Here is a 24,567-nt window from a genome sequence, read left to right as displayed (position 1 = left end):
CGCAGTGAGCGCGCGCGCCACGGCCGGTAGCCGCGCCCAGGCGCGCGCCAGCTCGCCAGCGTCCGCCCCCTGCAGGAGCCCGTCGTCGAGCGAGAAGGTATCGGACGCGCGCGAGCGCAGGAGGTCGCGCACCGAGAGCGCGCCGCAGACGATGCCGTCGCGCCCGGTCACCGCCAGATGGCGCGACTTCAGGCGCTGCATGCGCCCGGCGGCGCGGTAGAGGAAGGCGTCGTGCGGCACCGCCTCCAGCGGATACGAGGCGAAGTCGCCCACCGGCCGCGTGAGGCTCTCGCCGCCCGCCCCCGCCACGGCGCGCAGCGCGTCGCGCTCGGTGAAGATGCCCGCGTCGGCGAGTGGCAATGGCCCCTCCCCGCCTTTCAGGCGCACGAACAGCGAGCCCACCTGGCGGCGCACCATCTCGGCCATGGCCTCGCCGAGCGGCAGCGCCGCCGGTACCACCAGCGGCGGGCTCATGAGGTCGCCCGCGCGGTGGCGGTAGAGGCTGGTGTCGATGCGCGCCAGCGCCCGGTCCGCCCCGCGCCTCGGCGAGCGGCACGGTGGGGTCGGCATAGCCGGCGCGATAGTGCGCGTCGAGCACCTCGGTGAGCTGGCGGCAGGCCGCCTCCGCCTCGGCCAGGGTGCGGATGCCGCCTTCGCGCAGATGCGGCACCAGGGCGCCGAACACGCGGGCGGCGGTCTGCGCATCACCCAAGGCGGCATGGCGCGCGCCCGGCTCCACCTCCAGGAAGGCGGCGAGTGCATCCAGCGAGAAATTGGCGAGGTCTGGCCGCACCAGCTGCGCCAGCAGGCGCACGTCGAGCCGGCGCGGCGCCTTGAAGGCGATGCCGGCGGCAGCGCATTCGCGCGCCAGGATGGCGAGATCGTAGCCGAGCGTATGGCCGATCAGCACCCGTCCGGCCACCAGCGGCGCCACCACCGCCCAGGCCTGCGCGAAATCGCCGCGCCGGCGAGGGCTGCGGCGTCGATGCCGTGCACGCGGGTCGCGGCTTCCGGGATCGGCACGCCGGATCGACCCGGATCGAAAGGCCGCCGCCGCATCGCCCTGCACCCCGCGGCCCGGCAGGACGCCGATCTCCAGCACGCGCGCGGTCTTGGGATCGAGGCCGGTGGTCTCGGTGTCGAGCGCGAGCCAGTCGAGGCCGACGAGCGGAGTTGCGTCCAGCACCTCGGCCATGATGTCCGCCTATCCCCCGGCTGCCGCAGGCGCCGTGACCAGCGCCGCGAGGCGCTCGGGCGTGATGCGCTTCTCCAGCTCGGCATACATGGCGCAGAGGTTGGAGCGCAGGTGATTGCGCACCACTTCCGAATCGCCCTCGCGCCGGTTCTCGTGGATCGGCATGTTTGCGAACACATGCTCCCAATAAGCGAGCGGCATGTCCTTCACCGGCTTCGGCGGACGGCCGGACAGGCGCTCCAGCGTGTCGATCAGCTCGGCGCGGGCGGCAGCCCAGGCCTCGGTGCCGATCTCCTGGTCCGCGGCGTGGACATCCATGGCGGCGGCGGCGAGGCGGGCCACCCCTTCGGCGCTCGCCACCGGCGCGGCGCCGCCGGAGCGCGCGAACGCGTCGACCATCTCGCCCACCAAAGCGAGGCCGGTGGGATAGAGCGTCCAGCGCGACCAGGCGACCGCCTGGCGGAACGGCTCTTCCTTGAGCAGCGAGGTGAAGAACGGGCCGGAGCGGGCGCGGGAATAATCCATGATGGACTTCTGCACCACGAAGGCGGCACGGCTTTCGATGAAGTCCACGAGCCCGGCGCGATCGGTGATCGGGGCGGGACCGCGCAGAAAGGAGAGGGCCTGGGCAAGCATAGGTCACTGTAACGTAGCGGCAGAGGCGTTGTCATTGCGCATCGCAGCAAGGTCAGCCCGCCATGCGAGGAAAAAAATACCGCCTCTACGACGAAGGTCGAATGTGGCTGCATTCCCTAGGGTGATAGGCTTCCGCCTGATCCGAAAGAATAGAATTGCTACGGATCGGCACGAGGAAACGCCGCCCGTCAGTCAGCCGTATCGCGGGTTTGCGTCGCCCTCAGGGATCGGGTCCCCGGACCCGCGTGAAACGCACTCCAAGGGAGGCTGGCAGTCATGCAAACGCCTGACGACTCTTATTGGCCACGCACGCGCACGTTGATGTTCACGATGCTCGGGCTGTGGTTCTTCTTCTCCTTCTTCATCAACTTCTTCGTCACGTCCCTCAACAAGATCGTGATCTTCGGCTTCCCGCTGGGCTTCTACATGGCAGCCCAGGGTTCGCTCATCGCGTTCGTGGTGATGCTGTTCTGGTTCGCCAAGGCCCAGGACAAGATCGACCGCGAGTGCGGCGTCGCTGAAGACGAGTGAGGGAGGCGGGCATGTCTGCAGAATCCAGCTCGGCCGCCAAGGGCGGCGATTTCGTATCCAATCTCGGCAAGGTCTACGGGATCTACACCGGCGGCTTCCTCGCCTTCGTGATCCTGCTGGCCATCCTCGAGCAGATGGGTGTTCCCAACCGGATCATCGGCTATCTGTTCGTGTTCTTCACCCTCGCGGTGTATGCGCTCATCGGCATCATGTCCCGCACCATGCAGGTGTCGGAATATTACGTCGCCGGCCGGCGCGTTCCTGCCATCTACAACGGCATGGCGACGGGGCGCGGACTGGATGTCGGCGGCGTCGTTCATCGGCATGGCCGGCTCGCTCTATCTGCTCGGCTATGACGGCCTCGCCTTCGTGCTCGGCTGGACCGGCGGCTACGTGCTGGTGGCGATCCTGGTGGCGCCCTTCCTGCGCAAGTTCGGCGCCTATACCGTGCCCGACTTCATGTCGGCCCGGTTCGGCGGCAACCTCGCCCGGTTCCTCGCCATCGTCGTGCTCCTGTGCTGCTCCTTCACCTATGTGGTGGCGCAGATCTACGGCACCGGCATCATCGCCTCGCGCTTCCTCGGCATGAGCTTCGAGGTGGCGGTGTATGTGGGCCTCGCGGGCATCCTCGTGTGCTCCATGCTCGGCGGCATGCGCGCGGTGACCTGGACCCAGGTGGCGCAGTACATCGTGCTGATCGTCGCCTATCTGACGCCGGTGGTGATCCTCTCGGCGCAGAAGTTCGGCCTGCCCCTCCCGCAGCTCACCTACGGCATGGCGCTGCAGGAGATCGGCAATCTGGAGCAGTCCATGCGCGCGAGCGGGCTCGCCCCCGCCACCATGAAGGAGCATGTGGCCCCGTTCACGAGCTACAGCCCCCTCAACTTCTTCGCGCTCATCCTGTGCCTCATGGTGGGCACCGCCTCCCTCCCCCACGTGCTGATGCGCTACTTCACCACCCCCTCGGTGCGTGAGGCCCGCAACTCGGTGGCGTGGTCGCTGCTGTTCATCTTCCTCCTCTACTTCACGGCGCCGGCCTATGCGGCGTTCTCGAAGCTGGAGGTGTATCAGAACGTCATCGGCCAGCCGCTCGCGAACCTGCCGAACTGGATCTTCACCTACGGCAAGCTCGAGCTCGTGAAGGTGTGCGGCGCCAATGCGGTGGACGTGCAGGCGATCATCACCGCCTGCGGCAACATCGCCAACCAGGGCGGCCTGCTCCGGCTCCAGGACCTCGCCATCAACACGGACACCATCGTGATCTCGACCCCCGAGATCGCCGGCCTTCCGTACGTGATCGCGGGCCTGGTGGCGGCCGGCGGCCTCGCCGCGGCGCTCTCCACCGCCGACGGCCTGCTGCTGGCCATCGCCAACGCGCTCAGCCACGACATCTACTACAAGATGATCGACCCGAACGCGCCGACCCAGCGCCGGCTCGTGGTGGCCCGCGTGCTGCTGCTGATCGTGGCGGTGCTCGCCGCGTTCACCGCCTCGACCAAGCCCGCCGACATCCTCGCCATGGTGTCCTGGGCCTTCTCGCTGGCGGCGGCGGGCAACTTCCCAGCCCTGGTGCTGGGCGTGTGGTGGAAGCGTGCCAACGCCTACGGCGCGGTGGCGGGCATGATCGCCGGCTTCGGCATCACGCTCTTCTACCTCGTGGTGTCGCGCTACTATCCGGAACTCGGGGCCACCAGCTTCGGCATGACGTCGCTGCTGAACCCGATCACCGGCGCGCCGATCGTCGACGTGGCGAAGGCCCTCGCCGACCCGGCGACGGCCAACACCGTGCTCGCCTCCAAGGTGGGCTGGTTCAACATCAACAACATCTCCTCGGCGATCTTCGGCATGCCGGTGGGATTTGGCGTGATGATCATCGTCAGCCTGCTGACCCCTGCCCCGTCGCGGCAGATGCAGGAGATGGTGGAAGAGATCCGCCGCCCGCGCGGCGGGGTGATGATGCAGGAAAAGACCGCCTGACGGTGGTCCTCCACGCAACGGAAGGGCGGGGCCGCGCGGCCTCGCCCTTTCTCTTGGCCCTTCTCTTGGTGCCCTCTCTTGATGCCCCCTCGGCGCCGTCCTTGCGGCACGGGTGATGCCACCCTGCCGGGGCGCGTTCGCCTGCAGCGCGATTTCCCCTTCCACCGCCGGTGCCGCTGAGGCACCCTCCACCGGCCGCCCGGTGCCGCCGGCACGGACGGCGCACACCCCGCGCCATGACGGAGACCTGACCCGATGTCGGCCAGCTGGGCCTATCACCTGCCCAACTTCGCGCTCGCGGCGCTCATGTACACTTTGGTCGGCCGGCTGCTGCTGTCGCTGATCTTCGCCCCCAATTCCACCAACTACATCTACCGTGCCTTCGTGCGCCTCACCGACCCCGTGATCGGCGCGGTGCGCCTCGTGACGCCGCAGATCGCGCCGACGCTGGTGGCGGGGGCCTTCGCCTTCATCTGGCTTTTGATCCTGCGCGTGGCGCTGCTCGCCGCCTTCACTCTGTCGGGCGCGCTGCCCGTGGCCGGCGGAGGCGCCTCATGAGCGCGCCGGTCCAGCCCTACATCTTCGCCATCCTCGCCATCGCCGCGGTGAACGGCATCTTCTCGCCCTTCGTCCTGCCGGCGGCGATCCTGGTGGCGCCCTTCCTGCCGGCGTTCTTCGCGCAGAGCGTGGCGGTGCTGTTCTTCGTCACCTCGCTGCTGGTCTCCACCGGCACCATCATGCTGGCCGGCGTTCCGGCCGCGCTCTACGAGCGGTTCTCCGGCGCCAAGACCACCACCGAGGTCTCGCTCTGGATTTGGCTCGCCGGCACCGCCGTGCTGTCGATCCCGGCGGTGACGCGCTTCTTCGAGGTGGGCTTCTGATTCGTGCCGCTTAGCCGCGGCGCCCCGGCGCGCCGCGGAAACGCCGAAATCGTCCCGCTCCCTTGGGAGCGGCCCGCATCCGCGACCTTCGGTCTCGCGCAGGCTGGCACGGCTCATGCTTGGCGATGGGATCGGTCCCACGGAGCGGCAGATGGACGAGATCAGGCGCCTGGCATACGAATCGGTCGCGCGTGGGTGCGGCTTCAGCTTCCTCGCCGTCATCTGCATGATGATCGGGCTCAGCTACGAGCCCGGCCAATCCTTCCGCTTCGGCGGCATCGCCACTTTGATCCTGTGCGCGGTGTTGCTGGAGCGCGCCCACAGCGCCGAGACGCGCGACCACCGCCGCACCGAGGTCTGGCTCTATCTGGAAAAGTCGGCGCGGCCGCAGGAGCCGGCCGCCCGCCGCGTGGTGGGCCGCGCGCTCCGGGAGGCCTATCTCGCCTTTGCGCGCCATACCGCCGGCTGTGCCGCCGTCCTTCTCACCGGCTCGCTGCTGCTCGACTTCGCCAGCGTGCTCTGAGGCGGCTCAGGCCGTGCCGAGATAGCCCGGCAGGTCCTGCGCCTCGTCGAGGCGCGCCAGCTTGATGGCGATTTTCTCGGCAAGGTCGATGTCCGTCTCCAGCAGCCGCGTCGTCATGAAGGAGCGGAAATAGTTGCCCCACATGAATTCCTGAAACGGCGTGTCCTCGTTGGAATAGGCCTTGCCGCGCACGCCGCGGGCGAGCGTACGCCAGGGATTGTCGGTCAGCGCCTCGACGCCATCGGGGATCTTCACGCAGGGCCGGCGGTTGCCCTCCATGTCGATGGGCCAGCAATACTGCGCCGCCTCCATCTTCCTCCAGAAGGCACCGGGTTCCAGCGACGACCAGTCGGCGAGCCGCGTCCCCAGATAGACCCAGTCATGGTCGATGCGCAGCAGCGCGCGGCACAGATGGTGGTGGTCCACCATGTACAGCCGGCCGCCCGGGCCGACCACGTGCGGCACGGGGCGGTCCTTGAGCAGCGCCTTGAGGTCGCCCTTGGAGAGGTCCGCCATCTGCCGGCCGCGGCGCTTCACTTCCGACAGGCCGAGGGTGAGCTGGGTGGGATGAAGGGCGGCGATCGCGATGCGCCCGGTCCTGCCGTCCTCGTCTGCCACACGCCCCCTCCCCTCATGTCGGTGCGGACGGCGCCCCGGCGCCGCCCGTCATGGTCGCCCGCCTCCGGTCAGCCGGGCGAGATCATCTTCTCCGGGCGCACGACCGCGTCGAACTCCTCGTTCGTCACATAGCCGCCGCCCACCGCCTCCTCGCGCAGCGTGGTGCCGTTCTTGTGGGCGGTCTTGGCGATCTTGGCGGCGTTGTCGTAGCCGATCTTCGGAGCGAGCGCGGTGACGAGCATCAGGGAGCGCTCCAGCGCCGCCTTGATGTTGTCCTCGCGCGGCTCGATGCCGACCACGCAATTGTCGGTGAAGCTCACCGCCGCGTCGGCCATCAGCCGCACCGACTGGAGGAAATTGTAGGCCATCACCGGATTGTAGACGTTCAGCTCGAAATGGCCCTGGCTGCCGGCGAAGGAGAGGGCGGCATTGTTGCCGAAGATCTGCACGCAGACCTGGGTCAGCGCTTCGCACTGGGTGGGGTTCACCTTGCCCGGCATGATGGAGGAGCCGGGCTCGTTCTCCGGCAGCGACAGTTCGCCGAGGCCCGAGCGCGGGCCCGAGCCGAGCAGGCGGATGTCGTTGGCGATCTTGAACAGCGACGCCGCCAGCGTGTTGATGGCGCCGTGCGAGAACACCATGGCATCGTGGGCCGCGAGCGCCTCGAACTTGTTGGGCGCGGTGGTGAAGGCGAGGCCGGTGATGGCGGCGATCTTCGCGGCCACCTGCTCGGCGAAGCCCACCGGGGCATTGAGCCCGGTGCCGACCGCCGTGCCGCCCTGGGCCAGCTCCATCAGGCCCGGCAGCGTCATTTCGATGCGCGCGATGCCGTTCTCCACCTGCTGGGCATAGCCGGAGAATTCCTGACCCAGCGTCAGCGGCGTGGCGTCCTGGGTGTGGGTCCGGCCGATCTTGATGATGTGCGCCCACGCCTTCGCCTTGGCGTCCAGCGCGGCGTGCAGATGCCGCAGCGCCGGCAGCAGGCGGTGCACGATCTCCTCCGCGCAGGCGATGTGCATGGCGGTGGGATAGGTGTCGTTGGACGACTGGCTCATATTGACGTGGTCGTTGGGATGCACCGGCTTCTTGGAGCCCATCACCCCGCCCAGCATCTCGATGGCGCGGTTCGAGATCACCTCGTTGGCGTTCATGTTGGACTGGGTGCCCGATCCGGTCTGCCACACCGCGAGCGGGAAGTGGGCGTCGAGCTTGCCGTCCATCACCTCCTGGGCGGCCGCGACGATGGTGTCGGCGATCTTGGGATCGAGCCGCCCGAGGTCGCGGTTCACTTCCGCAGCGGCACGCTTGACGATGCCCAGGGCCCGCACCACCGGCAGCGGCTGCTTCTCCCAGCCGATCTTGAAATTGCCGAGCGAGCGCTGCGCCTGAGCCCCCCAATAGCGATCGGAGGCCACCTCGATGGGACCGAACGTGTCGGTCTCGGTGCGGGTTGTCATGCAATAGCCCTTCTTCAATTACATCCTGCTGCGCGATCGGGCGCGCGCGGGCCTTCTCATAGCGCAAATCGCGGTCGACGCACGAACGCCTTCACGCGCACCGGACCACCGGGTGCGTTGCGCCATGGCGCGACGCCGCGACGCAATCGCGGCCGTATGGCAAGTGAATCTTTGGCAGATTCCGCTCTAAAAATCTTTTCCAGAGGTAGCGGGAGATGGTCTAAGGCAAAGATTTTGACCATATCTTTCAACGGGCTGCGCTATAAGCTGTGAGTGGAGGAATGGATTGGTCTAAAGCCGGCCTTCATCCGTAGCGTAGTCTGGCGGTCGACCTTTCGGGGGAGGGGCGGACCGCAGGTTTCGAGGTTCAGTTTGGGCACTCTCGTCAATCTGCATCGGGAGCGCAAAGCGCGCGCCCGGAAGAGGGAAAAGGCGGCCGCCGAGGAGAACGGATCCGGTTGGCCGGACCAAGGCGGAACGTGACGCATCACGCGACGCCTCTGAGCGGGCGCAGAATTTTCTTGACGGACATGCCTTGACCGAGAGGGACGAACAATGAAAAGCCCCGTGGTTAAAAGATCCATCGTGATTGCCGGCCACAAGACCAGCGTCAGCCTGGAGGATGCGTTCTGGGAGGCGCTCAAGGAGATCGCCACCAGCCGCCGCCTGACCTTGTCCGATCTTGTCGCATCCATCGATTCGTCCCGCACCCAGGGCAACCTGTCCTCCGCCATCCGGCTGTTCGTGCTCGATCATTATCGAGGGGTGGCCAGCGGCGCGCACGGGCACGGCGCTGCGGATCGCACCGGTGCGACTCCCACTTCCGTTGCGTAACTGAGACGGCGCCCTTATCTGATAACCCTGCCAAGGCGGACGCCGCGTTGAAAGCTGGCGTACGCTTTCTTATAACCGACCGGCGTGGCCGACGCGCCGGGGGGATGCCCCCGGATGGCCTTGGCTTTGTCGCTCGGTGGCGGCGCGGGGGCAGGATACGCAGTGACGCGGGCGCCGTTCGGCTGCTCCGCCGACGGGAGACGACGGATGTCGTGGAAGAATCAGAGTGGCGGCCCTTGGGGTAGCGGCCGCGCGCCCTGGGCTCGGGGCGTCGTCATCGGGACCGACGCCGCCGGACATTGAAGACCTCATCCGCCGCAGCCAGGACCGCCTGCGGACCATGCTGCCGGGCTCGCTGGGCGGCAAGGGCATCATCCTCATTCTGGCACTGGTGGTGGGCGGCTGGCTGCTTTCCGGCTTCTACCGGGTGCAGCCGGACGAGCAGGGCGTGGTGCTGCGCTTCGGCAAGTATGTCTACACGACCCAGCCGGGCCTGAACTATCACTGGCCCTACCCCATCGAGAGCGTGCTCACCCCCAAGGTCACCACCATCAACACCATCTCGGTCGGCATGCGCATGGGCGAGGACGCGCGGCGCGGCACCGCCGTGATGCGCGACGTGCCCGAAGAGAGCCTGATGCTGACCGGCGACGAGAACATCGTCGACGTGGACTTCTCGGTGTTCTGGCGCATCGCCAATGCCGAACAGTATCTGTTCAACGTCCAGAACCCCGAGGGCACCATCAAGGCCGTGGCCGAGAGCGCCATGCGCGAGGTGATCGGCCGCACCAACATCCAGCCCATCCTCACCGGCGCCCGCCAGGGCATCGAGACCGGCGTGCAGGACCTGATGCAGCGCACCCTCGACAGCTACAAGGCCGGCGTCCAGATCACGCAGGTGCAGATGCAGAAGGTCGATCCGCCGAGCCAGGTCATCGATGCCTTCCGCGACGTGCAGGCGGCGCGCGCCGACGCCGAGCGCGCACAGAACGAGGCCCAGACCTACGCCAACCGGGTGCTGCCCGAGGCGCGCGGCGAGGCCTCGCGCATCGACAACGCCGCCCAGGCCTATCGCGAGCGCACCGTGGTGGAAGCCCGCGGCCAGGCGGCGCGCTTCCTCAAGGTGTTCGACGAGTACCAGAAGGCGAAGGACGTGACCCGCGAGCGCATGTATCTCGAGACCATGGAACGCGTGCTCGGCGGCGTCGACAAGGTGTTCGTCGATCCCGGCGCGACCTCGTCGCAGGGCCAGGGCGTGGTGCCCGTATTGCCCCTTGCCGACACGTTCCGACGCCCGCCCGCCCAGGGCACCCAGCCGCAGGGAGGCACGCGATGAGAAACCCCGTCATCGGAGGGGTGCTCGCCGTCCTCGGCGTCGTCGTCCTCCTCACCATCTATTCGTCGGCCTTCATCGTCTACCAGACCCAGCAGGCGCTGGTGCTGCGGCTCGGCGAGCCGCTCGAGCCCATCACCCGGCCCGGCCTGCACTGGAAGGTGCCGTTCATCGACAGCGTGGTCTATCTCGACAACCGCATCCTGGACCTCGAGAACCCCTCGCAGGAAGTGATCGCCTCCGACCAGAAGCGCCTGGTGGTGGACGCGTTCGCGCGCTACCGCATCGTCAACCCGCTGCGCTTCTACCAGTCGGTGGGCACGGTGCAGGGCGCCAATTCGCGCCTGTCGACGGTGCTCAACTCGTCGCTGCGCCGGGTGCTCGGCGAGAACAGCTTCACCACCGTGGTGCGCGACGAACGCGAGAACCTGATGCGCCAGATCGGCGAGCAGGTGAACCGCGAGGCCCGCAACTTCGGCATCGACGTGGTGGACGTGCGCATCCGCCGCGCCGACCTGCCGGAGGCGAACAGCCAGGCGGTGTTCCAGCGCATGCAGACCGAGCGCCAGAGGGAGGCGGCCGAAATCCGCGCCCAGGGCAACGAGGCGGCGCAGCGCACCCGCGCCCGGGCCGAGCGCGAGGCGACCATCGTCGTCGCCGAGGCCACTTCCAAGGGCGAGCAGCTGCGCGGCGAGGGCGATGCGGAGCGCAACCGCATCTTCGCCGACGCCTTCAGCCGCGATCCGGACTTCTTCGCCTTCTACCGCTCCATGCAGGCCTACGAGGCGAGCATGAAGACGGGAGACACGCGGATGCTGGTGAGCCCGGACTCGTCCTTCTTCCGCTACTTCAGGGATCCGGCGGGCGTCGCCTCGCCGGCACCGCCGCCGGCCCGCCCTGCGCCGGCGAACTGACCACGAGGCATCCGGGGGCGGCATGACGGATTTCCTTGCCGCCCTTGGCCTCGTGCTCGCCTTCGAGGGGCTCGTCCTCGCGGCTTTTCCCGGCGCCTGGCGCCGGGCCATGGAGGCGGTGCTGGCCGCCCCCGAAGGTCCCATGCGGCTCACCGGCCTCGCGGTGGGCGCACTGGGCGTGCTCATCGTCTATCTGGCGCGGGTCCATCTGGTGTGATCGTGATCGGCGCCTCCGCCGACGGTCGCGCTTTGGCCTCAAAGCTCTCCGACCCTGGAAATGCCGTGTTCTCACGCGCCTGTTTGCGCTGAGGGGACGCTTTGGCCTTGCTCCCGCAGGGCTTCGGGCGCAGCCTCCGATGCGACGCCTTCGAGGAGAGCCATGCCCGCTTTATCCGTCCGCCGCCGCCCGCTCGCCATTGTCCTCGCGCTTGCCGCGCTCATCGCATTGCCGCCGGGCCACGGGGCGCTGGCCGCACCCGGAAAGGGGCCTGACTCCGTCGCCGACGTCGCCGCCCGGGTGATGGACGCGGTGGTGAACATCTCCACCGCCCAGACCGTCTCCGGCCAGCGCAGCGTCCAGGTGCCGCAGCTGCCGCCGGGGTCGCCGTTCGAGGACTTCTTCGACGAATTCTTCAAGCGCCGTCAGGGCGACGACGACCAGAACCGCTCGCGCCGCGTCTCCTCGCTCGGCTCGGGCTTCGTCATCACGCCCGGCGGCCTGATCGTCACCAACAACCACGTGATCGCCGACGCCGACGAGATCTACGCCAACTTCAACGACGGCACCAAGCTGAAGGCGGAGCTGATCGGGCGCGATCCCAAGACCGACCTGGCGCTGCTCAAGGTCGCCCCGGCAAAGCCGCTCACCGCCGTGAAGTTCGGCAATTCCGACGTGCTGCGCGTGGGCGACTGGGTGATGGCGATCGGCAATCCGTTCGGGCTCGGCGGCACGCTCACGGTGGGCGTGGTCTCGGCCCGCAACCGCGACATCAATTCCGGCCCCTACGACAACTTCATCCAGACCGACGCCGCCATCAACCGCGGCAATTCCGGCGGCCCGCTGTTCAACATGGAGGGCGAGGTGGTGGGGGTAAATACCGCCATCATCTCCCCGTCCGGCGGCTCGATCGGCATCGGCTTCTCGGTCCCGTCCAACACCGCCCAGCCCATCATCGCCCAGTTGGAGCAGTTCAAGGAGGTGCGGCGCGGCTGGATCGGCGTGCGCATCCAGTCGGTCACCGACGACCTCGCCGAGAGCCTCGGCATCGGCAAGGCGCGCGGTGCGCTGGTGGGCGTCGTCACCGAGAACAGCCCGGCGGCGCGCGCCGGCCTCAAGGCCGGCGACGTGATCGTCACCTTCGACGGCCGGGACGTGAAGGAGGTGCGCGACCTCACCCGCGTGGTGGCCGACACCATGGTCGACCGCGAGGTGGACGTGGTGGTGATCCGCAACGGCAAGGAGGAGACGCTGCGCCTCAAGGTCGCCCGCATGCCGGAGGAGGACAAGCCGGACACCGACCAGCCCAAGACCTCCGAGGCGCAGAAGGTGCAGCCGAAGCGCGCGCTTGGCATGGACCTCTCGCCCATGTCCGAGGACCTGCGCCGACGCTACCGCATCAAGACCGAGATCACCGGCGCGGTCATCACCAACGTCGATCGCGGCACCCCGGCGGAGGACAAGGGCCTGAAGGCCGGCCAGGTCATCGTCCAGGTGGGCCAGGAAGCGACCCCCAGCCCAGCGGACGTGGAGAAGCAGCTCGCCGAGCTGCGCAAGCAGGGAAAGAAGGCCGCCCTGCTTCTGGTCTCCGACGGCGAAGGCCAGCAGCAGTTCGTCACCCTGCCGCTGAACTGAGGCGGCGCGCCATCGCGCCGCCTATGGCGGAGCCGGACAAGGGGCGCGCTGGCCGGCGCTCTTGACTTAGCGTCACCCAGCGGGTTGCATACCGCCATGACCTTCGTCGCGCGCCACCGCCGCCCCTGCCCCATCGCAGGACACTGACCCCGCGCCCGGCCTCTGCGCCCCGGGTGCCGGGGTTGCTTCGCTCTGCCGCCGCGTGTGCGGCCAGACCTCCCGCGCAGTTCACCCGTGATTTTCCAGCGCACTGAGGCGCGGGCATCGCCCGGCCGTGCGCGCAGCTTTCGAGACGACCATGACAAGATCGACCGGATCGGGCCGCCGGCCCGCCCTCGTGCTCGGGCGCGAGGATCATGACCGCCTCACAGGGCTGGCCAGCGCCGCCCTGGACCGCTTTCCCGACGTGGCCGAGGAACTGCTCGGCGAACTGGAGCGGGCACGGCTCGTCGCCGCCGCCCGCGTGCCGGCTTCCGCCGTCCGCATGGGCTCCACGGTGACCTACAGCGCGGCAGGCAGCGAACGCACCGTCACGCTGGTCTATCCCCAGGACGCGGACATCGCGGCCGGGCGCATCTCGGTGCTCACGCCCATCGGCACGGCGCTGATCGGGCTTTCGGAGGGGCAGTCTATCGCCTGGACCGCCCGCGACGGCCGCCGCCAGGAGCTGACGGTGGTGGCGGTCCAACCGCCCGCCCCTGAAGGCGCCCGCCCGTAGCGCTCAGGACGCGGCGCCTATTCGCCGACGGCGTCCTTCACGCACTTGGTGGTGAAGCTGGTCTTGGCGGCGCCGGCGAGCTTCTTGTCGGCGGCCTGCGTGTCGCAGGCCGCCTGGGCGTCCTTCTGGCACTTGGTCAGGAAGCTCGTGCGCGCCGCGCCGGCGAGCTTCTTGGCATCCGCCGAGGCGGTGCAGGTGTCGGCATGGGCGCCCGCGGCGGCGAGGACGACGAGCGCAACAGCGAGGGCGAGCGACTTCATGTGCGTGTTCTCCGGAAGGCCCCAAGGCCACGGCGATTCTAGTGCGCATGAGGGCCAGACCGCAATGCGCGAGAACCGATTTCTCACATTTTCATCAATGGTTTAGAGCGACATCCGAACTACCTTTGGGTGATCTGGGCAGTCCTGCCGCAGCCCGATCGCCGGCGCCATGCCCTCAGACCGCCGGCACGCGTACGCCCGCGCCCTGCGTCCGCGCGGCCTCACGGACGATCCCGCCGATCTGCTCGAATTGGCCCGCCAGCGGGTTGGTCCGGCGCCACACCATGCCGATGGTCCGCGAGGGCCTGGGGTCGAGCCGCGCCACGCAGACATCGGCCGAGCGGGCCTCGATCTGGACCGCCATCTCGGGGATGAGCGTGACGCCGATGCCTGCGCCCACCATCTGCACCAGGGTGGTGAGCGAACTGCCCTCCATGAGGTCGCGCGGCACGCGCGACCCCAACTTGCAGTAGGACAGCGCCTGGGCGCGGAAGCAGTGCCCCTCCTCCAGAAGGAGCAGCCGCATCTCGCGCAGCATCTCCGGGTTCGGCACCGGGGCGTCGGTGTCCTCGAGCGGCCGAACCAGGACGAAGTCCTCGTTGAACAGGGGGTATTCCGCCAGTGCGGGCTCGGACACGGGCAGCGCGACGATGGCGGTGTCGAGCCGGCCTTCCACCAGGTCCTCCACCAGGCGCTGCGTCACCGCCTCGCGCGGGCGCAGATCAAGGCCCGGAAAGCACTCGGTCAGCCGCTTGATGACGCGCGGCAGGAGATAGGGCGCGACGGTGGGGATGACGCCGATGCGCAGCCGCCCCGCCAGAGGCGCGTGGGAGGAGCGCGCCAGATCGTCCAATTCGTCCACCGCCCGCAGGATGCCGCGCACCCGCAGCGCGAACTCCTCGCCGAGGCTGGTGAGGCGGATCTGCCGCATGCCGCGCTCCACCAGGGGCGCGCCGAGAATGTCCTCCAGCTCCTTGATCTGCAGCGAGAGCGCCGGCTGGGAGATGGCACAGGCCTCGGCGGCGCGGCCGAAATGCCCATGCTGCGCCAGCGCATCGAAATAGCGAAGCTGCTTCATGGAGATGCCAATCATAAGCTGAGCATATTGGAGCGATTAGAAAATGCAAATTTTCATTATCGGAACTCTGGACTAGAACTGCGCCGTGACGTGAGCGGGCGCCAAGTCCAGGGATCGCGCCGCCGAGAGGGAAACCCCTCCGGCCGAGCGCATCCGCCGGCGCCCGGAAACGCAAGAATCAAGGTCAGGAGAGCACGATGGGCGAGATTGACACCAAGCCGGCGGGCAAATGCCCGGTCATGCACGGCGCGAACACGGAAATCCGCATGTCCAACCTGGACTGGTGGCCGAACGCGCTGAACCTGGACATCCTGCACCAGCACGACACGAAGACCGACCCCATGGGGAAGGACTTCGACTATCGCGAGGCCTTGAAGACGCTCGACTTCGACGCCCTCAAGGCGGACATGGTCGCGCTCATGACCGACAGCCAGGAGTGGTGGCCGGCGGACTGGGGCCACTATGGCGGCCTGATGATCCGCATGACCTGGCACGCCGCCGGCTCCTACCGCATCGCCGACGGCCGCGGCGGCGCCGGCACCGGGAACCAGCGCTTCGCCCCGCTCAATTCCTGGCCGGACAATGCCAGCCTCGACAAGGCCCGCCGCCTGCTGTGGCCGATCAAGAAGAAGTACGGCAACAAGGTGAGCTGGGCCGACCTGATCGCGCTCGCCGGCACCATCGCCTATGAGAGCATGGGCCTGAAGACCTTCGGCTTCGGCTTCGGCCGTCCGGACATCTGGCACCCCGAAAAGGACACCTATTGGGGCGCCGAGAAGGAATGGCTCGCCCCCTCCGACGCGCGCTACGGCGACGTCAACGACCCCAAGACCATGGAGAACCCGCTCGCCGCCGTGCAGATGGGCCTGATCTACGTCAATCCGGAAGGCGTCAACGGCAAGCCGGACCCGATGAAGACCGCCGCCCAGGTGCGCGAGACCTTCGCCCGCATGGCGATGAACGACGAGGAGACCGCGGCGCTGACCGCCGGCGGCCACACGGTCGGCAAGACCCACGGCAACGGCGACGCCGCCAAGCTCGGCCCCTCGCCCGAGGGCGCCGACATCACCGAGCAGGGCTTCGGCTGGGCCAATCCCGACCAGCACGGCCTCGCCAGCCGCGCCGTGACGTCGGGCCTGGAAGGCGCCTGGACCACCCATCCGACGCAGTTCGACATGGGCTTCTTCGACATGCTGTTCGGCCACGATTGGGAGCTGCGCAAGAGCCCGGCCGGCGCCTGGCAGTGGGAGCCGGTGAGCATCAAGGAGGAGGACAAGCCGCTGGACGCCAGCGACCCCTCCAAGCGCCACAATCCCATGATGACCGACGCCGACATGGCGATGAAGGTGGACCCCGCCTACAACGCCATCTGCCGCAAGTTCATGGCGGACCCGGCCTATTTCCAGGACACCTTCGCCCGCGCCTGGTTCAAGCTGACCCACCGCGACATGGGTCCCAAGGTCCGCTATGTCGGCCCGGACGTGCCGAAGGAAGACCTGATCTGGCAGGACCCGGTGCCCGCTGGCCGCACCGACTACGATGTGGTCGCCGTGAAGGCGGCGATCGCCAATAGCGGCCTCACCATCTCCGAGATGGTGGCGACCGCCTGGGACAGCGCCCGCACCTTCCGCGGCTCCGACATGCGCGGCGGCGCCAACGGCGCACGCATCCGCCTCAGCCCGCAGAAGGACTGGGTGGGCAACGAGCCGGAGCGCCTCGCCAAGGTGCTCGGCGTTCTGGAGCCGATCGCCGCCAAGACCGGCGCGAGCCTCGCCGACGTGATCGTGCTGGCCGGTAATGTGGGCGTCGAGCAGGCGGCCAAGGCCGCGGGCTTCGACGTGAGCGTGCCGTTCGCGCCGGGCCGGGGCGATGCGACCGACGCCCAGACCGACGCGGACTCGTTCGCGCCGCTCGAGCCGATCCATGACGGCTACCGCAACTGGCTGAAGAAGGACTACGCCGTCAGCGCCGAGGAGCTGCTGCTCGACCGCACCCAGCTCATGGGCCTCACCGCCAACGAGATGACGCTGCTGGTCGGCGGCCTGCGCGTGCTCGGCGCCAATTACGGCGGCGCCAAGCACGGCGTGTTCACGGACCGGGAAGGCGCGCTCACCACCGACTTCTTCGTGAACCTCACCGACATGGCCAATTCCTGGAAGAGCGTCGGCGGCGGCCTCTATGAGGTGCGGGACCGCAAGAGCGGTGCGGTGAAGTGGACCGCCACCCGGGTGGACCTAGTGTTCGGCTCCAACTCGATCCTGCGCGCCTATGCGGAGGTCTATGCCCAGGACGACAACAAGGAGAAGTTCGTCAAGGACTTCGTCGCCGCCTGGACGAAGGTGATGAACGCCGACCGGTTCGACCTGACGGCGTGAGCCCTTGCCCCCCGGCCGCGCCGCGCGTCCGGGGGTGCCTGCCCCCGGACCCTGTGCGGCCCGGGAGGATCCCGCACCGGTCCGACGCTGACGGCCTGGCGGTCACGATCCGGCGGCGCGCTCCGCGCCGATGAAGATCAGGAAACGCATGGCCAGATAACTGGTGGCCGGCATCAGCACCACGCCGAGCAACAGTCCGATCCAGTAGCCGATATCGCCGAGCGGCTCCGTGACGTAGACGGCGAGAAGCACCACCGTCAGATTCACCGCCTGCAGAAGCGCGAACCGCACCGCCTGGCCGGCCACCGGCCATCGTCCCTGAACGTCAGTCGCTTGTGCCCGACGAACGAGACCGGGATCGCAACCAGATAGGCGATGGCGGAGGCTTGGAATTTGCCGCATCCCAGCCCGCGGTGCAGCAATGCGGCGACCACGACATATGTCAGGCTCGCTGCCGCCCCGACGAGAACGAATCGCGCCACGCGGAACAGCGGCGATGGGCTGGTCCACGCTTCGGCGATGCGCTTCATCCCTCGGCCTTGGCGACAAGTTCATGCTGGGTGCCAAACGGCAGCGCGGCGAACAGTCCGTCGGCCCGAACCAGCAGCGGCGAGATTGGGGGCAGCGTGAAGATGCTCCTGCTCTCCACCTGTGTGAATCCGGCTGCCACCATTAGCCGGCGCAGCGTGCGGGGGGACAGCAGCACCGCGTCGGCATCGAATGCGCAGCGCGAAACGACGAGGCGGGTCAAGGGATTGAAAGGGTTGTGCTCGAACACCACCGCAAGGCCCCCTGGCCGAAGCATACGGCGCATCTCCGCGGCGAAGGCGGCCCAGTTCTCCGGCGGCACATGGTGAATGACGCAAGCGGCGAAGACGAGGTCGAACGTCCCGCTTTCGTAAGGCGCTACCGCTCCATCATAGATCGCGTAGGTGCAGGACGGGTTCGCCGCGCGCGCATGGGCGATGCTGTCGGCCGAGATATCGAGGCCGTGCAGCGCGCCGAAGGCACCCGCGAGGTGGCGGTCGAAGGTGCCGATGCCACAGCCGAGATCCAGCACCCGCAGCGTCGCCGGATCGCCCAGGCGCGCGCGGCCCAGCGCGATCAGGCGCTCAGCCTTGGCCTTGGCGAAACGGTCCACGTCCAGGCCCGAAAAGGACATCGCGGCGTTGATTTCCGAGGCATAAGCGGTGCTCGCGTCGTCGAAGGTCGCGGCGACTGTCTCTGATTTGGCGCGGCCGTTCACCCTTGTCCCTCCCTGTCGACCCCCGACCGCGGAGCCACTGGCCACACCGGCGCCGCTGGACCGGGATGGCGCCGGGTGGCCGCGTAATGCCCACGCGCACGCGGTCATCCACGGGTGGCCTCTTCTCGATTGCAGAATTAGGGCTTACAGGCTGAGCCATCAAGGGAGGCGCCGATGGGATCATTCGAGGGCGATCTGCGCGGCGCGCGCATCCTCGTCACCGGGCATTCGGGCTTCACCGGCGGATGGGCCAGCCTGTGGCTGGCGCAGATCGGCGCCGAGGTGCATGGACTGTCCCTTCCGCCGGAGACCACGCCGAACCTGTTCGCGGTTGCCGGCGTCGCGGCCGCGTGCACCTCCAGCACCTTCGCCGACATCCGCGACGCCGAGGCGGTGCGGGCGGTGTTCGCGCGCGTGCGGCCGGACCTGGTGCTGCACCTCGCCGCCCAGCCGCTGGTGCGCCGGTCCTACCGCCTGCCGATCGAGACTTACGCCGCGAACCTCATGGGCACCGTGCATGTGCTCGACGCCGCCCGCCACCAGGCTCAGGTGAAGGGCGCGGTCTGCATCACCACCGACAAGGTCTACGCCAATCGCGAGACCGACTACGCCTACAGCGAGGGCGACCGGCTCGGCGGCCACGATCCCTACAGCGCCTCCAAGGCCTGCGCGGAGATCGCCATCGAGAGCTATCGCAGCTCCCTGCCCTCCTGGGGCCAGGCCATGCTGATCGCCAGCGCGCGCGGCGGCAACATCATCGGCGGCGGCGACTGGTCGGAGGACCGGCTGGTTCCCGACTTCGCCCGCGCCGCCGCCAAGAACGAGGCCCTGGTGATCCGCAATCCGAAAGCGGTGCGCCCCTGGCAGCACGTGCTGTGCCTGTGCCATGGCTATCTGATGCTGCTCGCGGAGATCACCCGCGGCAATTCCGCCGTTTCCGACGCCTGGAACTTCGGCCCCGACCGCGCCGACTGCGTGAGCGTGGAGGAGATGCTGAAGCGCATGTCGCAGCACTGGTCGTCGCTCCGGGTGGAGGTCGTGCCCTCGATCCAGCACGAGGCCAAGCTGCTGATGCTCGACAGTGCCAGGGCGCGGTCCACGCTCGGCTGGCAGCCGGCCTGGGCGTTGGCCGACACCCTGGCCGCGACTTCGGACTGGTATCGCGCTTACTATGACGACCCGGCGGCGGCGCGCGCCGTTACCCTCGGCCAGATCCGCGCCTATGGCGAACGCATCGGCGGCGCGGCGCAGAGTGGCGCGGCGCAGAGTGGCGGGGCGGCCCATGCCTGAGACGGTTCTGATCGCAGGCACTTCCGGCCAGCTCGGGCCGGCGGTGGCGCGCGCCTTCGTGGATGCCGGCTGGCGGGTGGTGTCACTCCAGCGCCGCGGGCGCGCGCCGGCGGGCACGCAGGCGATGCTGCTGCCGGATGACTGGAGCGGCGAAGCCCTCGCGGCAGCCACCCAGGGCCTCAAGGTGGATGCGGTGATCAACCTCGTCGGTGCGGCGCGACCCGGCACCCGCGCGCCCGACTCATCTGGCGGCGGTGAACGTCGCTCTCGCCCAGCGCCTGGCGGAACTTGCGGGGCAGCTCGGCGCCAGAGCCTTCGTCAATCTCGGCAGCGGCTCGGAATACAGGCCCTCGGACGCGGAAGCGCTCGACGAAGGCGCGGCCGACAACGATGCCGAACCTTACGCCCGCACCAAGGCGGAAGGCGGCCGGCGCGCGCTCGCCGCGTGCGCGGATGCCAGCGTCGCCGGCGCCCATGTGCGGCTGTTCGGCATGTACGGCGAGAGCGAGCGCGGTCACCGGCTGCTGCCGACCATCGTGCGTGCCCACCGGGAGGGCGGCCGCGCGAAGCTGTCGGCGGGGGTCCAGGTCCGGGACTGGCTTTACGAGCAGGACGTGGGCGAAGCGCTGGTGCGCCTTGCGCAAGCGCTCCTGGACGGGCGGGCGCCATCGGGCCTCTACAATCTCGGCTCCGGGGCAGGCACCACCGTGCGCGGCTTCGCGCAGATCGCGGCCGAACTGCTCGGCGGGGAACCGGACCTGCTCGAATTCGGCGCCGTCGGGCTGCGGGATGGCGAAGGCAACCGCCTCGTGGCCGACACCGCAAAGCTGCGCGCAGCCACCGGCTGGACGCCGCGCCACGACCTGCGCGCCGGCCTATCGCGCGCCATCGCGCAGATGCAGCATCCGGTGAGCGCCAGTCGCGTCACGGGCGAAAGCGGGAGCCGAGCCAGAGGCACGCGCAAGCTGATTTCGTTCTGCATCCCGGTCTACAACGAATCTGCCAATATCGAGCGATTGATCTCCCGTCTTCAAAGTACCGCGGCCTCGCTCGCGGAGCGCTACGACTTCGAGTTCCTGTTCACCGACAACTGTTCCGAAGACGACACGGTGGCCCGGCTGAAGGCCGCTGCGGCGCGCGAGCCGCGCATCCGCATCATCCGCCTGTCGCGCAATTTCGGCTTCCAGAAGTCGATCCTCACCAACTACCTGAACGCCCGCGGCGATGCGCTGATCCAGCTCGACGCCGATCTCCAGGACCCGCCGGAAATGGCGGCCGAGTTCCTCGCGCGGTGGGAGCGCGGCTACAAGGTGGTCTACGGCGTGCGGCGCAAGCGCCACGAGAGCCGCCTGATGCAGCGCGTGCGCAAGGCCGGCTACGCCTTCATCAGCAACCTGTCCGAGGAACCGATCCCGCTCGATGCGGGCGATTTCCGGCTCATCGACCGGGTGATCGTCGAGGCGCTCCAGGAGTATAACGACTACGCGCCCTATCTGCGCGGCGCCATCGCCACGCTCGGATATCCGCAGGTGGGCATCGAATACGACCGCGCCCAGCGCGAGGCGGGCAAGAGCAATTTCGGCATCCGCGAGGTCATCAGGCTCGGCATGGACGGGCTGTTCAGCACCTCCATGGTGCCGCTGCGCCTCGCCACGTGGGTCGGCGTCATCGCGCTGGCGGTCAGCGTGCTGGCGATCCCCTTCTACATCATCGCCCGCTACACCAACCCCTCCTTCCCGACCGGCTTCGCCAGCATCTACATCTTCATTCTCACGTCGATGGGCGTGAACGCGCTGCTGCTCGGCGTGTTCGGCGAATATATCGGGCGCATCTTCCGCAACACGCGCGGCGGCCCGATCACCATCGTCCAGGAGCGTTTTGACGGCGCGGCCGATGTCCCCCGCGCGGCGCGGACGAGGTGCGCTCCACTCAAGAACGGGGGTCATGATGAAGGCCGTCATCCTCGCCGGAGGCTTCGGCACCCGCCTCGCGGAAGAAACCCAGTTGAAGCCCAAGCCGATGATCGAGATCGGCGGCCGGCCGCTGCTGTGGCACATCATGAAGCTCTACAGCTTTCACGGCGTGACCGATTTCGTCATCTGCCTCGGCTATAAGGCTGAGGTCATCAAGGAATATTTCTGCAACTATTACATGCATTCCTCGGACCTTTCGGTCGACCTCTCCGACGGCTCCGTGAAGGTGCTGGAGACGGTGGCCGAGCCCTGGAAGGTCACGCTCGTGGACACCGGCCTCCATTCCATGACCGGCGGGCGCATCCGCCGCGTCCGCAAACATATCGGCGAGGAGGCCTTCTGCCTCACCTATGGCGACGGCGTCGCCGACGTGGATGTTGCCGCCCTCATCGCCCATCACCGGGCCTCGGGCCTCAAGGCGACCGTGACCGCGGTGCAGCCGCCCGGCCGCTTCGGCGTGCTGCAGTTCGACGGTACCGGCGACACGGTCACCGCCTTCACCGAGAAGCCGCGCGACGAGATCGGGTGGATCAATGGCGGCTTCTTCGTGCTGGAGCCCTCGGTCATCGACCTCATCGACGGCGACGCCAGCGTCTGGGAGCAGGCGCCCATGCAGACCCTCGCCGACACCGGACAGCTTTCTGCCTTCAAGCACACCGGCTTCTGGCAGGCCTGCGACACGCTGCGCGACAAGCAGCAGCTCGAATCGCTCTGGGCCGGCGGCGCCGCGCCCTGGTGCGTCTGGAACCGCCCTCCCGGAGGTTAGGATGCAAGTGGGGCGCGCGATCCGGCGGCCTGTCCCCATATATGCAAGGCTGGCACCCGGTCCCGGTTCAAGCTAGCGTTCGCCAAACGGAACCGATCCTTGCCAAAGCGCCCCACCACCCGCTCCTCGAAGTCGACCGCCCGTGCCGAAAAAGTCCCGTGCCGGGCGCACCCGCGCCAGCCGCAAGGAGGCTGCGGCGGAGCGCGCGCGCGCCGAGGCGCTCGTCGTCGCGCCGCACGCCACGGGGGCGATGCCCTCAAAGAAGGAGGTGCTGGCCTTCATCGCCTCCCACGGCGGCAATGTGGGCAAGCGCGAGATCGCCCGCGCCTTCGGCCTCAATGCCGACCAGAAGGTGGAACTGAAGGCGCTGCTGCGCGACCTGCCGACGAGGGCACGGTGGAGCGCCAGCGCCGCCGGCTGCACGTGCCCGGCGCGCTGCCCGGCGTGGTGCTGGCGGACATCGTCGCCCGCGACGGCGACGGGGAACTCATCGCCGTCCCGGTGGAGTGGGACGCGGAGGCCCACGGCGAGGCGCCGCGCATCATCGTCCAGCCCCAGCGGCAGGGCTTTCGGGCGCCCGCTCCGGCGGGGCGCCGCGCAGCGCCGCCGCCGGCCTGTCCGATCGGGTGCTGCTGCGCATTGCCGATCCCGGCGACGCCGAGACGCCGGCCACGGGCCGCGTCATCAAGGTGCTGGAGAAGGCGCGCAGGCAGCAGCTCGGCATCTTCCGCGCCGCCGCGCACGGCGGCGGGCGCATCGTCCCCATCGACAAGAAGGCGCTGGGCCGCGAATTGCAGGTGCCGCCCGGCGCCGAGCAGGAGGCGCAGGACGGCGACCTGGTGGCGGTGGAGCTGACGCGCAACCGCGTGTTCGGCCTGCCCACGCGCGGGTGAAGGAACGGCTCGGCTCGCTCAACACCGAGAAGGCGGTGAGCCTCATCGCCATCCACGCCCACGGCATCCCCAACGCCTTCCCAGAGGCGGTGATGAAGGAGGCCGAGGCCGCGCCCAAAGCGAGCCTGCGCGGCCGCGAGGACTGGCGCGATCTGCCGCTCGTCACCATCGACCCGCCTGACGCCAAGGACCATGACGACGCGGTCCATGCGGTTGCCGATGAGGATCCGGAGAATGAGGGGGGCTTCATCGTCACGGTGGCCATCGCCGACGTCGCCGCTTATGTGCGGCCCGGCGCGCCGCTCGACCGCGAGGCGCTGCTGCGCGGCAATTCGGTCTATTTCCCCGACCGGGTCGTGCCCATGCTGCCGGAGCGCATCTCCAACGATCTGTGCTCGCTCAGGGTGGGCGAGGACCGTCCCGCTTTGGCCGTGCGCATGACCATCGGCCGGGAGGGGCGCAAGCGCGGCCACACCTTCCACCGCATCATGATGCGCTCGGCGGCCAAGCTCGCTTACGCCCAGGCGCAGGACGCCGTCGAGGGACGCACCGACGCGGTCACCGACCCGCTGGTGGCCGGCGTGCTGCGCCCGCTCTATGCCGCCTATGCCTGCGTGAAGGCGGCGCGCGACAACCGCCAGCCGCTCGATCTCGACCTGCCGGAGCGCAAGATCCTGCTGAAAGACGACGGCACGGTGGACAAGGTGGTGGTGCCGCAGCGGCTCGACGCGCACCGGCTGATCGAGGAGTTCATGATCCTCGCCAACGTCGCCGCCGCCGAGACGCTGGAGGAGAAGCGCACGCCGCTGATCTACCGCGTCCACGACGCCCCGTCGCTGGAGAAGGTCTCGGCACTGCGCGACTTTCTGAAGACCATCGACATCGCCTTGCCGAAGACCGAGCAGGTGCGCCCGGCCCAGTTCAACCGCATCCTCGCCCAGGTGGAGGGCACGGAGGTGGCGCCGCTGGTGAACCAGGTGATCCTGCGCAGCCAGTCGCAGGCGGAATACGCCTCGGAAAATTACGGCCATTTCGGCCTGAACCTGCGCCGCTACGCGCATTTCACCTCGCCGATCCGGCGCTATGCCGACCTGATCGTCCACCGCGCCTTGGTACGCGCCCTGGGGCTCGGGCGGCGACGGGCTACCGGACGAGGCGACGCCCGAGAGGCCTCGGCGAGGTGGCGGCCGCCACTCTCGGTCACCGAGCGGCGCGCC

General features: G+C 68.7%; 25 protein-coding genes and 4 pseudogenes. 19 read left to right on the top strand and 10 right to left on the bottom strand.

Going from position 1 to position 24,567, the window contains the following annotated elements:
* The 3 genes and pseudogenes from AC2W7M_RS03915 to AC2W7M_RS03905 all read right to left on the bottom strand — a co-directional run.
* Positions 1 to 570, bottom strand: a 570-nt coding sequence (locus AC2W7M_RS03915; RefSeq protein ID WP_486130210.1) for a CBS domain-containing protein, incomplete at its 3' end; no start/stop codon positions are given.
* Between the two features lie 121 nt (positions 571 to 691).
* Positions 692 to 1,195 (bottom strand): annotated as a pseudogene (locus tag AC2W7M_RS03910) (3'-5' exonuclease); the annotation flags it as partial.
* Between the two features lie 9 nt (positions 1,196 to 1,204).
* The gene (locus AC2W7M_RS03905) at positions 1,205 to 1,768 is read right to left on the bottom strand and encodes a hypothetical protein (protein WP_486130208.1); all 564 of its coding nucleotides are present in this window, start codon (positions 1,766 to 1,768) and stop codon (positions 1,205 to 1,207) included.
* A gap of 339 nt (positions 1,769 to 2,107) precedes the next feature.
* Between AC2W7M_RS03905 and AC2W7M_RS03900 the strand changes: the two genes are divergently transcribed.
* The 6 genes from AC2W7M_RS03900 to AC2W7M_RS03875 all read left to right on the top strand — a co-directional run bounded on the left by AC2W7M_RS03900 (position 2,108) and on the right by AC2W7M_RS03875 (position 5,743).
* Positions 2,108 to 2,362 (top strand): DUF4212 domain-containing protein, encoded by a 255-nt coding sequence (locus AC2W7M_RS03900; protein WP_486130206.1) that lies wholly within the window; start codon positions 2,108 to 2,110, stop codon positions 2,360 to 2,362.
* A gap of 11 nt (positions 2,363 to 2,373) precedes the next feature.
* Positions 2,374 to 2,718 (top strand): hypothetical protein, encoded by a 345-nt coding sequence (locus AC2W7M_RS03895; protein ID WP_486130204.1) that lies wholly within the window; start codon positions 2,374 to 2,376, stop codon positions 2,716 to 2,718.
* Entirely contained in the window at positions 2,663 to 4,339 is a 1,677-nt protein-coding gene (locus AC2W7M_RS03890; RefSeq protein ID WP_486130202.1) for a sodium:solute symporter family protein, read from the top strand. The genes AC2W7M_RS03895 and AC2W7M_RS03890 overlap by 56 nt, the downstream gene beginning before the upstream one ends.
* A gap of 255 nt (positions 4,340 to 4,594) precedes the next feature.
* Entirely contained in the window at positions 4,595 to 4,897 is a 303-nt protein-coding gene (locus AC2W7M_RS03885) for a hypothetical protein (RefSeq protein ID WP_486130200.1), read from the top strand.
* Entirely contained in the window at positions 4,894 to 5,220 is a 327-nt protein-coding gene (locus AC2W7M_RS03880) for a hypothetical protein (RefSeq protein WP_486130198.1), read from the top strand. The genes AC2W7M_RS03885 and AC2W7M_RS03880 overlap by 4 nt, the downstream gene beginning before the upstream one ends.
* Positions 5,221 to 5,371: 151 nt before the next feature.
* Positions 5,372 to 5,743, top strand: coding sequence for a hypothetical protein (locus AC2W7M_RS03875; RefSeq protein ID WP_486130196.1), 372 nt, complete (start codon positions 5,372 to 5,374; stop codon positions 5,741 to 5,743).
* Positions 5,744 to 5,749: 6 nt separating this feature from the next.
* Here AC2W7M_RS03875 and AC2W7M_RS03870 read toward each other — a convergent pair whose 3' ends face one another.
* Together AC2W7M_RS03870 and fumC are read right to left on the bottom strand one after the other, a co-directional pair.
* On the bottom strand, positions 5,750 to 6,361 hold the full coding sequence (locus tag AC2W7M_RS03870; RefSeq protein WP_486130194.1) for a ParB-like protein: 612 nt from the start codon (positions 6,359 to 6,361) through the stop codon (positions 5,750 to 5,752).
* Positions 6,362 to 6,429: 68 nt separating this feature from the next.
* Positions 6,430 to 7,818 carry a class II fumarate hydratase gene (gene fumC / locus AC2W7M_RS03865; RefSeq protein WP_486130192.1) on the bottom strand — a complete coding sequence of 463 codons (1,389 nt, stop codon included), beginning with the start codon at positions 7,816 to 7,818 and terminating at the stop codon, positions 6,430 to 6,432.
* A 388-nt stretch (positions 7,819 to 8,206) separates the two neighbouring features.
* Here fumC and AC2W7M_RS03860 point away from each other — a divergent pair, with 388 nt between their 5' ends.
* The 7 genes and pseudogenes from AC2W7M_RS03860 (at position 8,207) to rnk (ending at position 13,469) form a co-directional block, all read left to right on the top strand.
* The gene (locus AC2W7M_RS03860; RefSeq protein WP_486130212.1) at positions 8,207 to 8,377 is read left to right on the top strand and encodes a DUF4169 family protein; all 171 of its coding nucleotides are present in this window, start codon (positions 8,207 to 8,209) and stop codon (positions 8,375 to 8,377) included.
* Positions 8,374 to 8,652 (top strand): ribbon-helix-helix domain-containing protein, encoded by a 279-nt coding sequence (locus AC2W7M_RS03855; protein ID WP_486130190.1) that lies wholly within the window; start codon positions 8,374 to 8,376, stop codon positions 8,650 to 8,652. Before AC2W7M_RS03860 ends, AC2W7M_RS03855 begins: the two co-directional genes overlap by 4 nt.
* Before the next feature lie 207 nt (positions 8,653 to 8,859).
* Positions 8,860 to 9,988: pseudogene (hflK, locus tag AC2W7M_RS03850) on the top strand (FtsH protease activity modulator HflK).
* Positions 9,985 to 10,899 (top strand): protease modulator HflC, encoded by a 915-nt coding sequence (gene hflC, locus AC2W7M_RS03845; protein WP_486130189.1) that lies wholly within the window; start codon positions 9,985 to 9,987, stop codon positions 10,897 to 10,899. Before hflK ends, hflC begins: the two are co-directional and overlap by 4 nt.
* A gap of 22 nt (positions 10,900 to 10,921) precedes the next feature.
* Positions 10,922 to 11,116: a DUF2065 domain-containing protein gene (locus tag AC2W7M_RS03840; RefSeq protein WP_486130188.1), complete on the top strand. Its 195-nt coding sequence runs from the start codon at positions 10,922 to 10,924 to the stop codon at positions 11,114 to 11,116.
* 162 nt (positions 11,117 to 11,278) lie between these two features.
* Positions 11,279 to 12,751 carry a Do family serine endopeptidase gene (locus AC2W7M_RS03835; RefSeq protein WP_486130186.1) on the top strand — a complete coding sequence of 491 codons (1,473 nt, stop codon included), beginning with the start codon at positions 11,279 to 11,281 and terminating at the stop codon, positions 12,749 to 12,751.
* 298 nt (positions 12,752 to 13,049) lie between these two features.
* Entirely contained in the window at positions 13,050 to 13,469 is a 420-nt protein-coding gene (rnk, locus tag AC2W7M_RS03830) for a nucleoside diphosphate kinase regulator (RefSeq protein WP_486130184.1), read from the top strand.
* Positions 13,470 to 13,486: 17 nt separating this feature from the next.
* On the opposite strand, the gene AC2W7M_RS03825 is transcribed toward rnk, so the two are convergent.
* Together AC2W7M_RS03825 and AC2W7M_RS03820 are read right to left on the bottom strand one after the other, a co-directional pair.
* Positions 13,487 to 13,729, bottom strand: a complete 243-nt coding sequence (locus AC2W7M_RS03825; protein WP_486130182.1) for a hypothetical protein — start codon at positions 13,727 to 13,729, stop codon at positions 13,487 to 13,489.
* 175 nt (positions 13,730 to 13,904) lie between these two features.
* On the bottom strand, positions 13,905 to 14,822 hold the full coding sequence (locus AC2W7M_RS03820) for a hydrogen peroxide-inducible genes activator (protein ID WP_486130180.1): 918 nt from the start codon (positions 14,820 to 14,822) through the stop codon (positions 13,905 to 13,907).
* Between the two features lie 182 nt (positions 14,823 to 15,004).
* Between AC2W7M_RS03820 and katG the strand changes: the two genes are divergently transcribed.
* Positions 15,005 to 17,182, top strand: a complete 2,178-nt coding sequence (gene katG / locus AC2W7M_RS03815; RefSeq protein ID WP_486130179.1) for a catalase/peroxidase HPI — start codon at positions 15,005 to 15,007, stop codon at positions 17,180 to 17,182.
* 102 nt (positions 17,183 to 17,284) lie between these two features.
* Here katG and AC2W7M_RS03810 read toward each other — a convergent pair whose 3' ends face one another.
* The 3 genes from AC2W7M_RS03810 to AC2W7M_RS03800 are packed head-to-tail and all read right to left on the bottom strand — an operon-like array spanning position 17,285 to position 18,428.
* Positions 17,285 to 17,488: a hypothetical protein gene (locus tag AC2W7M_RS03810; protein ID WP_486130214.1), complete on the bottom strand. Its 204-nt coding sequence runs from the start codon at positions 17,486 to 17,488 to the stop codon at positions 17,285 to 17,287.
* On the bottom strand, positions 17,446 to 17,712 hold the full coding sequence (locus AC2W7M_RS03805; protein WP_486130177.1) for a GtrA family protein: 267 nt from the start codon (positions 17,710 to 17,712) through the stop codon (positions 17,446 to 17,448). The genes AC2W7M_RS03810 and AC2W7M_RS03805 overlap by 43 nt, the downstream gene beginning before the upstream one ends.
* On the bottom strand, positions 17,709 to 18,428 hold the full coding sequence (locus AC2W7M_RS03800; RefSeq protein WP_486130175.1) for a class I SAM-dependent methyltransferase: 720 nt from the start codon (positions 18,426 to 18,428) through the stop codon (positions 17,709 to 17,711). Before AC2W7M_RS03800 ends, AC2W7M_RS03805 begins: the two co-directional genes overlap by 4 nt.
* A 174-nt stretch (positions 18,429 to 18,602) precedes the next feature.
* On the opposite strand from AC2W7M_RS03800, the gene rfbG reads away from it, so the two are divergent.
* The 5 genes and pseudogenes from rfbG to AC2W7M_RS03775 all read left to right on the top strand — a co-directional run.
* Positions 18,603 to 19,718, top strand: a complete 1,116-nt coding sequence (rfbG, locus tag AC2W7M_RS03795; protein WP_486130173.1) for a CDP-glucose 4,6-dehydratase — start codon at positions 18,603 to 18,605, stop codon at positions 19,716 to 19,718.
* Positions 19,600 to 19,932 (top strand): annotated as a pseudogene (locus tag AC2W7M_RS03790) (NAD-dependent epimerase/dehydratase family protein); the annotation flags it as partial. The gene rfbG and the pseudogene AC2W7M_RS03790, both read left to right, overlap by 119 nt.
* Positions 19,928 to 21,832 carry a glycosyltransferase gene (locus tag AC2W7M_RS03785; RefSeq protein WP_486130171.1) on the top strand — a complete coding sequence of 635 codons (1,905 nt, stop codon included), beginning with the start codon at positions 19,928 to 19,930 and terminating at the stop codon, positions 21,830 to 21,832. The pseudogene AC2W7M_RS03790 and the gene AC2W7M_RS03785, both read left to right, overlap by 5 nt.
* A complete protein-coding gene (gene rfbF, locus AC2W7M_RS03780) occupies positions 21,723 to 22,457 on the top strand; it encodes a glucose-1-phosphate cytidylyltransferase (RefSeq protein ID WP_486130169.1) in 735 nt (244 codons plus the stop codon). The genes AC2W7M_RS03785 and rfbF overlap by 110 nt, the downstream gene beginning before the upstream one ends.
* A 250-nt stretch (positions 22,458 to 22,707) precedes the next feature.
* A pseudogene (locus AC2W7M_RS03775) lies at positions 22,708 to 24,567 on the top strand (ribonuclease R family protein); the annotation flags it as partial.

It is taken from the genome of Xanthobacter sp. BG11Y11_SDJG, assembly GCF_057364445.1.
This window is presented reverse-complemented; position numbering and strand designations above follow the sequence as displayed.

Excerpts from the sequence above, each read along its gene's own strand:
- AC2W7M_RS03840 (WP_486130188.1), top strand. The coding sequence starts at position 10,922 with ATGACGGATTTCCTTGCCGCCCTTGGCCTCGTGCTCGCCTTCGAGGGG.
- AC2W7M_RS03820 (WP_486130180.1), bottom strand. The coding sequence starts at position 14,822 with ATGATTGGCATCTCCATGAAGCAGCTTCGCTATTTCGATGCGCTGGCG.
- rfbG (WP_486130173.1), top strand. The coding sequence starts at position 18,603 with ATGGGATCATTCGAGGGCGATCTGCGCGGCGCGCGCATCCTCGTCACC.
- AC2W7M_RS03885 (WP_486130200.1), top strand. The coding sequence starts at position 4,595 with ATGTCGGCCAGCTGGGCCTATCACCTGCCCAACTTCGCGCTCGCGGCG.
- AC2W7M_RS03895 (WP_486130204.1), top strand. The coding sequence starts at position 2,374 with ATGTCTGCAGAATCCAGCTCGGCCGCCAAGGGCGGCGATTTCGTATCC.
- AC2W7M_RS03825 (WP_486130182.1), bottom strand. The coding sequence starts at position 13,729 with ATGAAGTCGCTCGCCCTCGCTGTTGCGCTCGTCGTCCTCGCCGCCGCG.
- hflC (WP_486130189.1), top strand. The coding sequence starts at position 9,985 with ATGAGAAACCCCGTCATCGGAGGGGTGCTCGCCGTCCTCGGCGTCGTC.
- AC2W7M_RS03805 (WP_486130177.1), bottom strand. The coding sequence starts at position 17,712 with ATGAAGCGCATCGCCGAAGCGTGGACCAGCCCATCGCCGCTGTTCCGC.
- AC2W7M_RS03900 (WP_486130206.1), top strand. The coding sequence starts at position 2,108 with ATGCAAACGCCTGACGACTCTTATTGGCCACGCACGCGCACGTTGATG.
- AC2W7M_RS03890 (WP_486130202.1), top strand. The coding sequence starts at position 2,663 with ATGTCGGCGGCGTCGTTCATCGGCATGGCCGGCTCGCTCTATCTGCTC.
- AC2W7M_RS03835 (WP_486130186.1), top strand. The coding sequence starts at position 11,279 with ATGCCCGCTTTATCCGTCCGCCGCCGCCCGCTCGCCATTGTCCTCGCG.
- AC2W7M_RS03855 (WP_486130190.1), top strand. The coding sequence starts at position 8,374 with ATGAAAAGCCCCGTGGTTAAAAGATCCATCGTGATTGCCGGCCACAAG.
- AC2W7M_RS03875 (WP_486130196.1), top strand. The coding sequence starts at position 5,372 with ATGGACGAGATCAGGCGCCTGGCATACGAATCGGTCGCGCGTGGGTGC.
- rnk (WP_486130184.1), top strand. The coding sequence starts at position 13,050 with ATGACAAGATCGACCGGATCGGGCCGCCGGCCCGCCCTCGTGCTCGGG.
- fumC (WP_486130192.1), bottom strand. The coding sequence starts at position 7,818 with ATGACAACCCGCACCGAGACCGACACGTTCGGTCCCATCGAGGTGGCC.
- AC2W7M_RS03880 (WP_486130198.1), top strand. The coding sequence starts at position 4,894 with ATGAGCGCGCCGGTCCAGCCCTACATCTTCGCCATCCTCGCCATCGCC.
- katG (WP_486130179.1), top strand. The coding sequence starts at position 15,005 with ATGGGCGAGATTGACACCAAGCCGGCGGGCAAATGCCCGGTCATGCAC.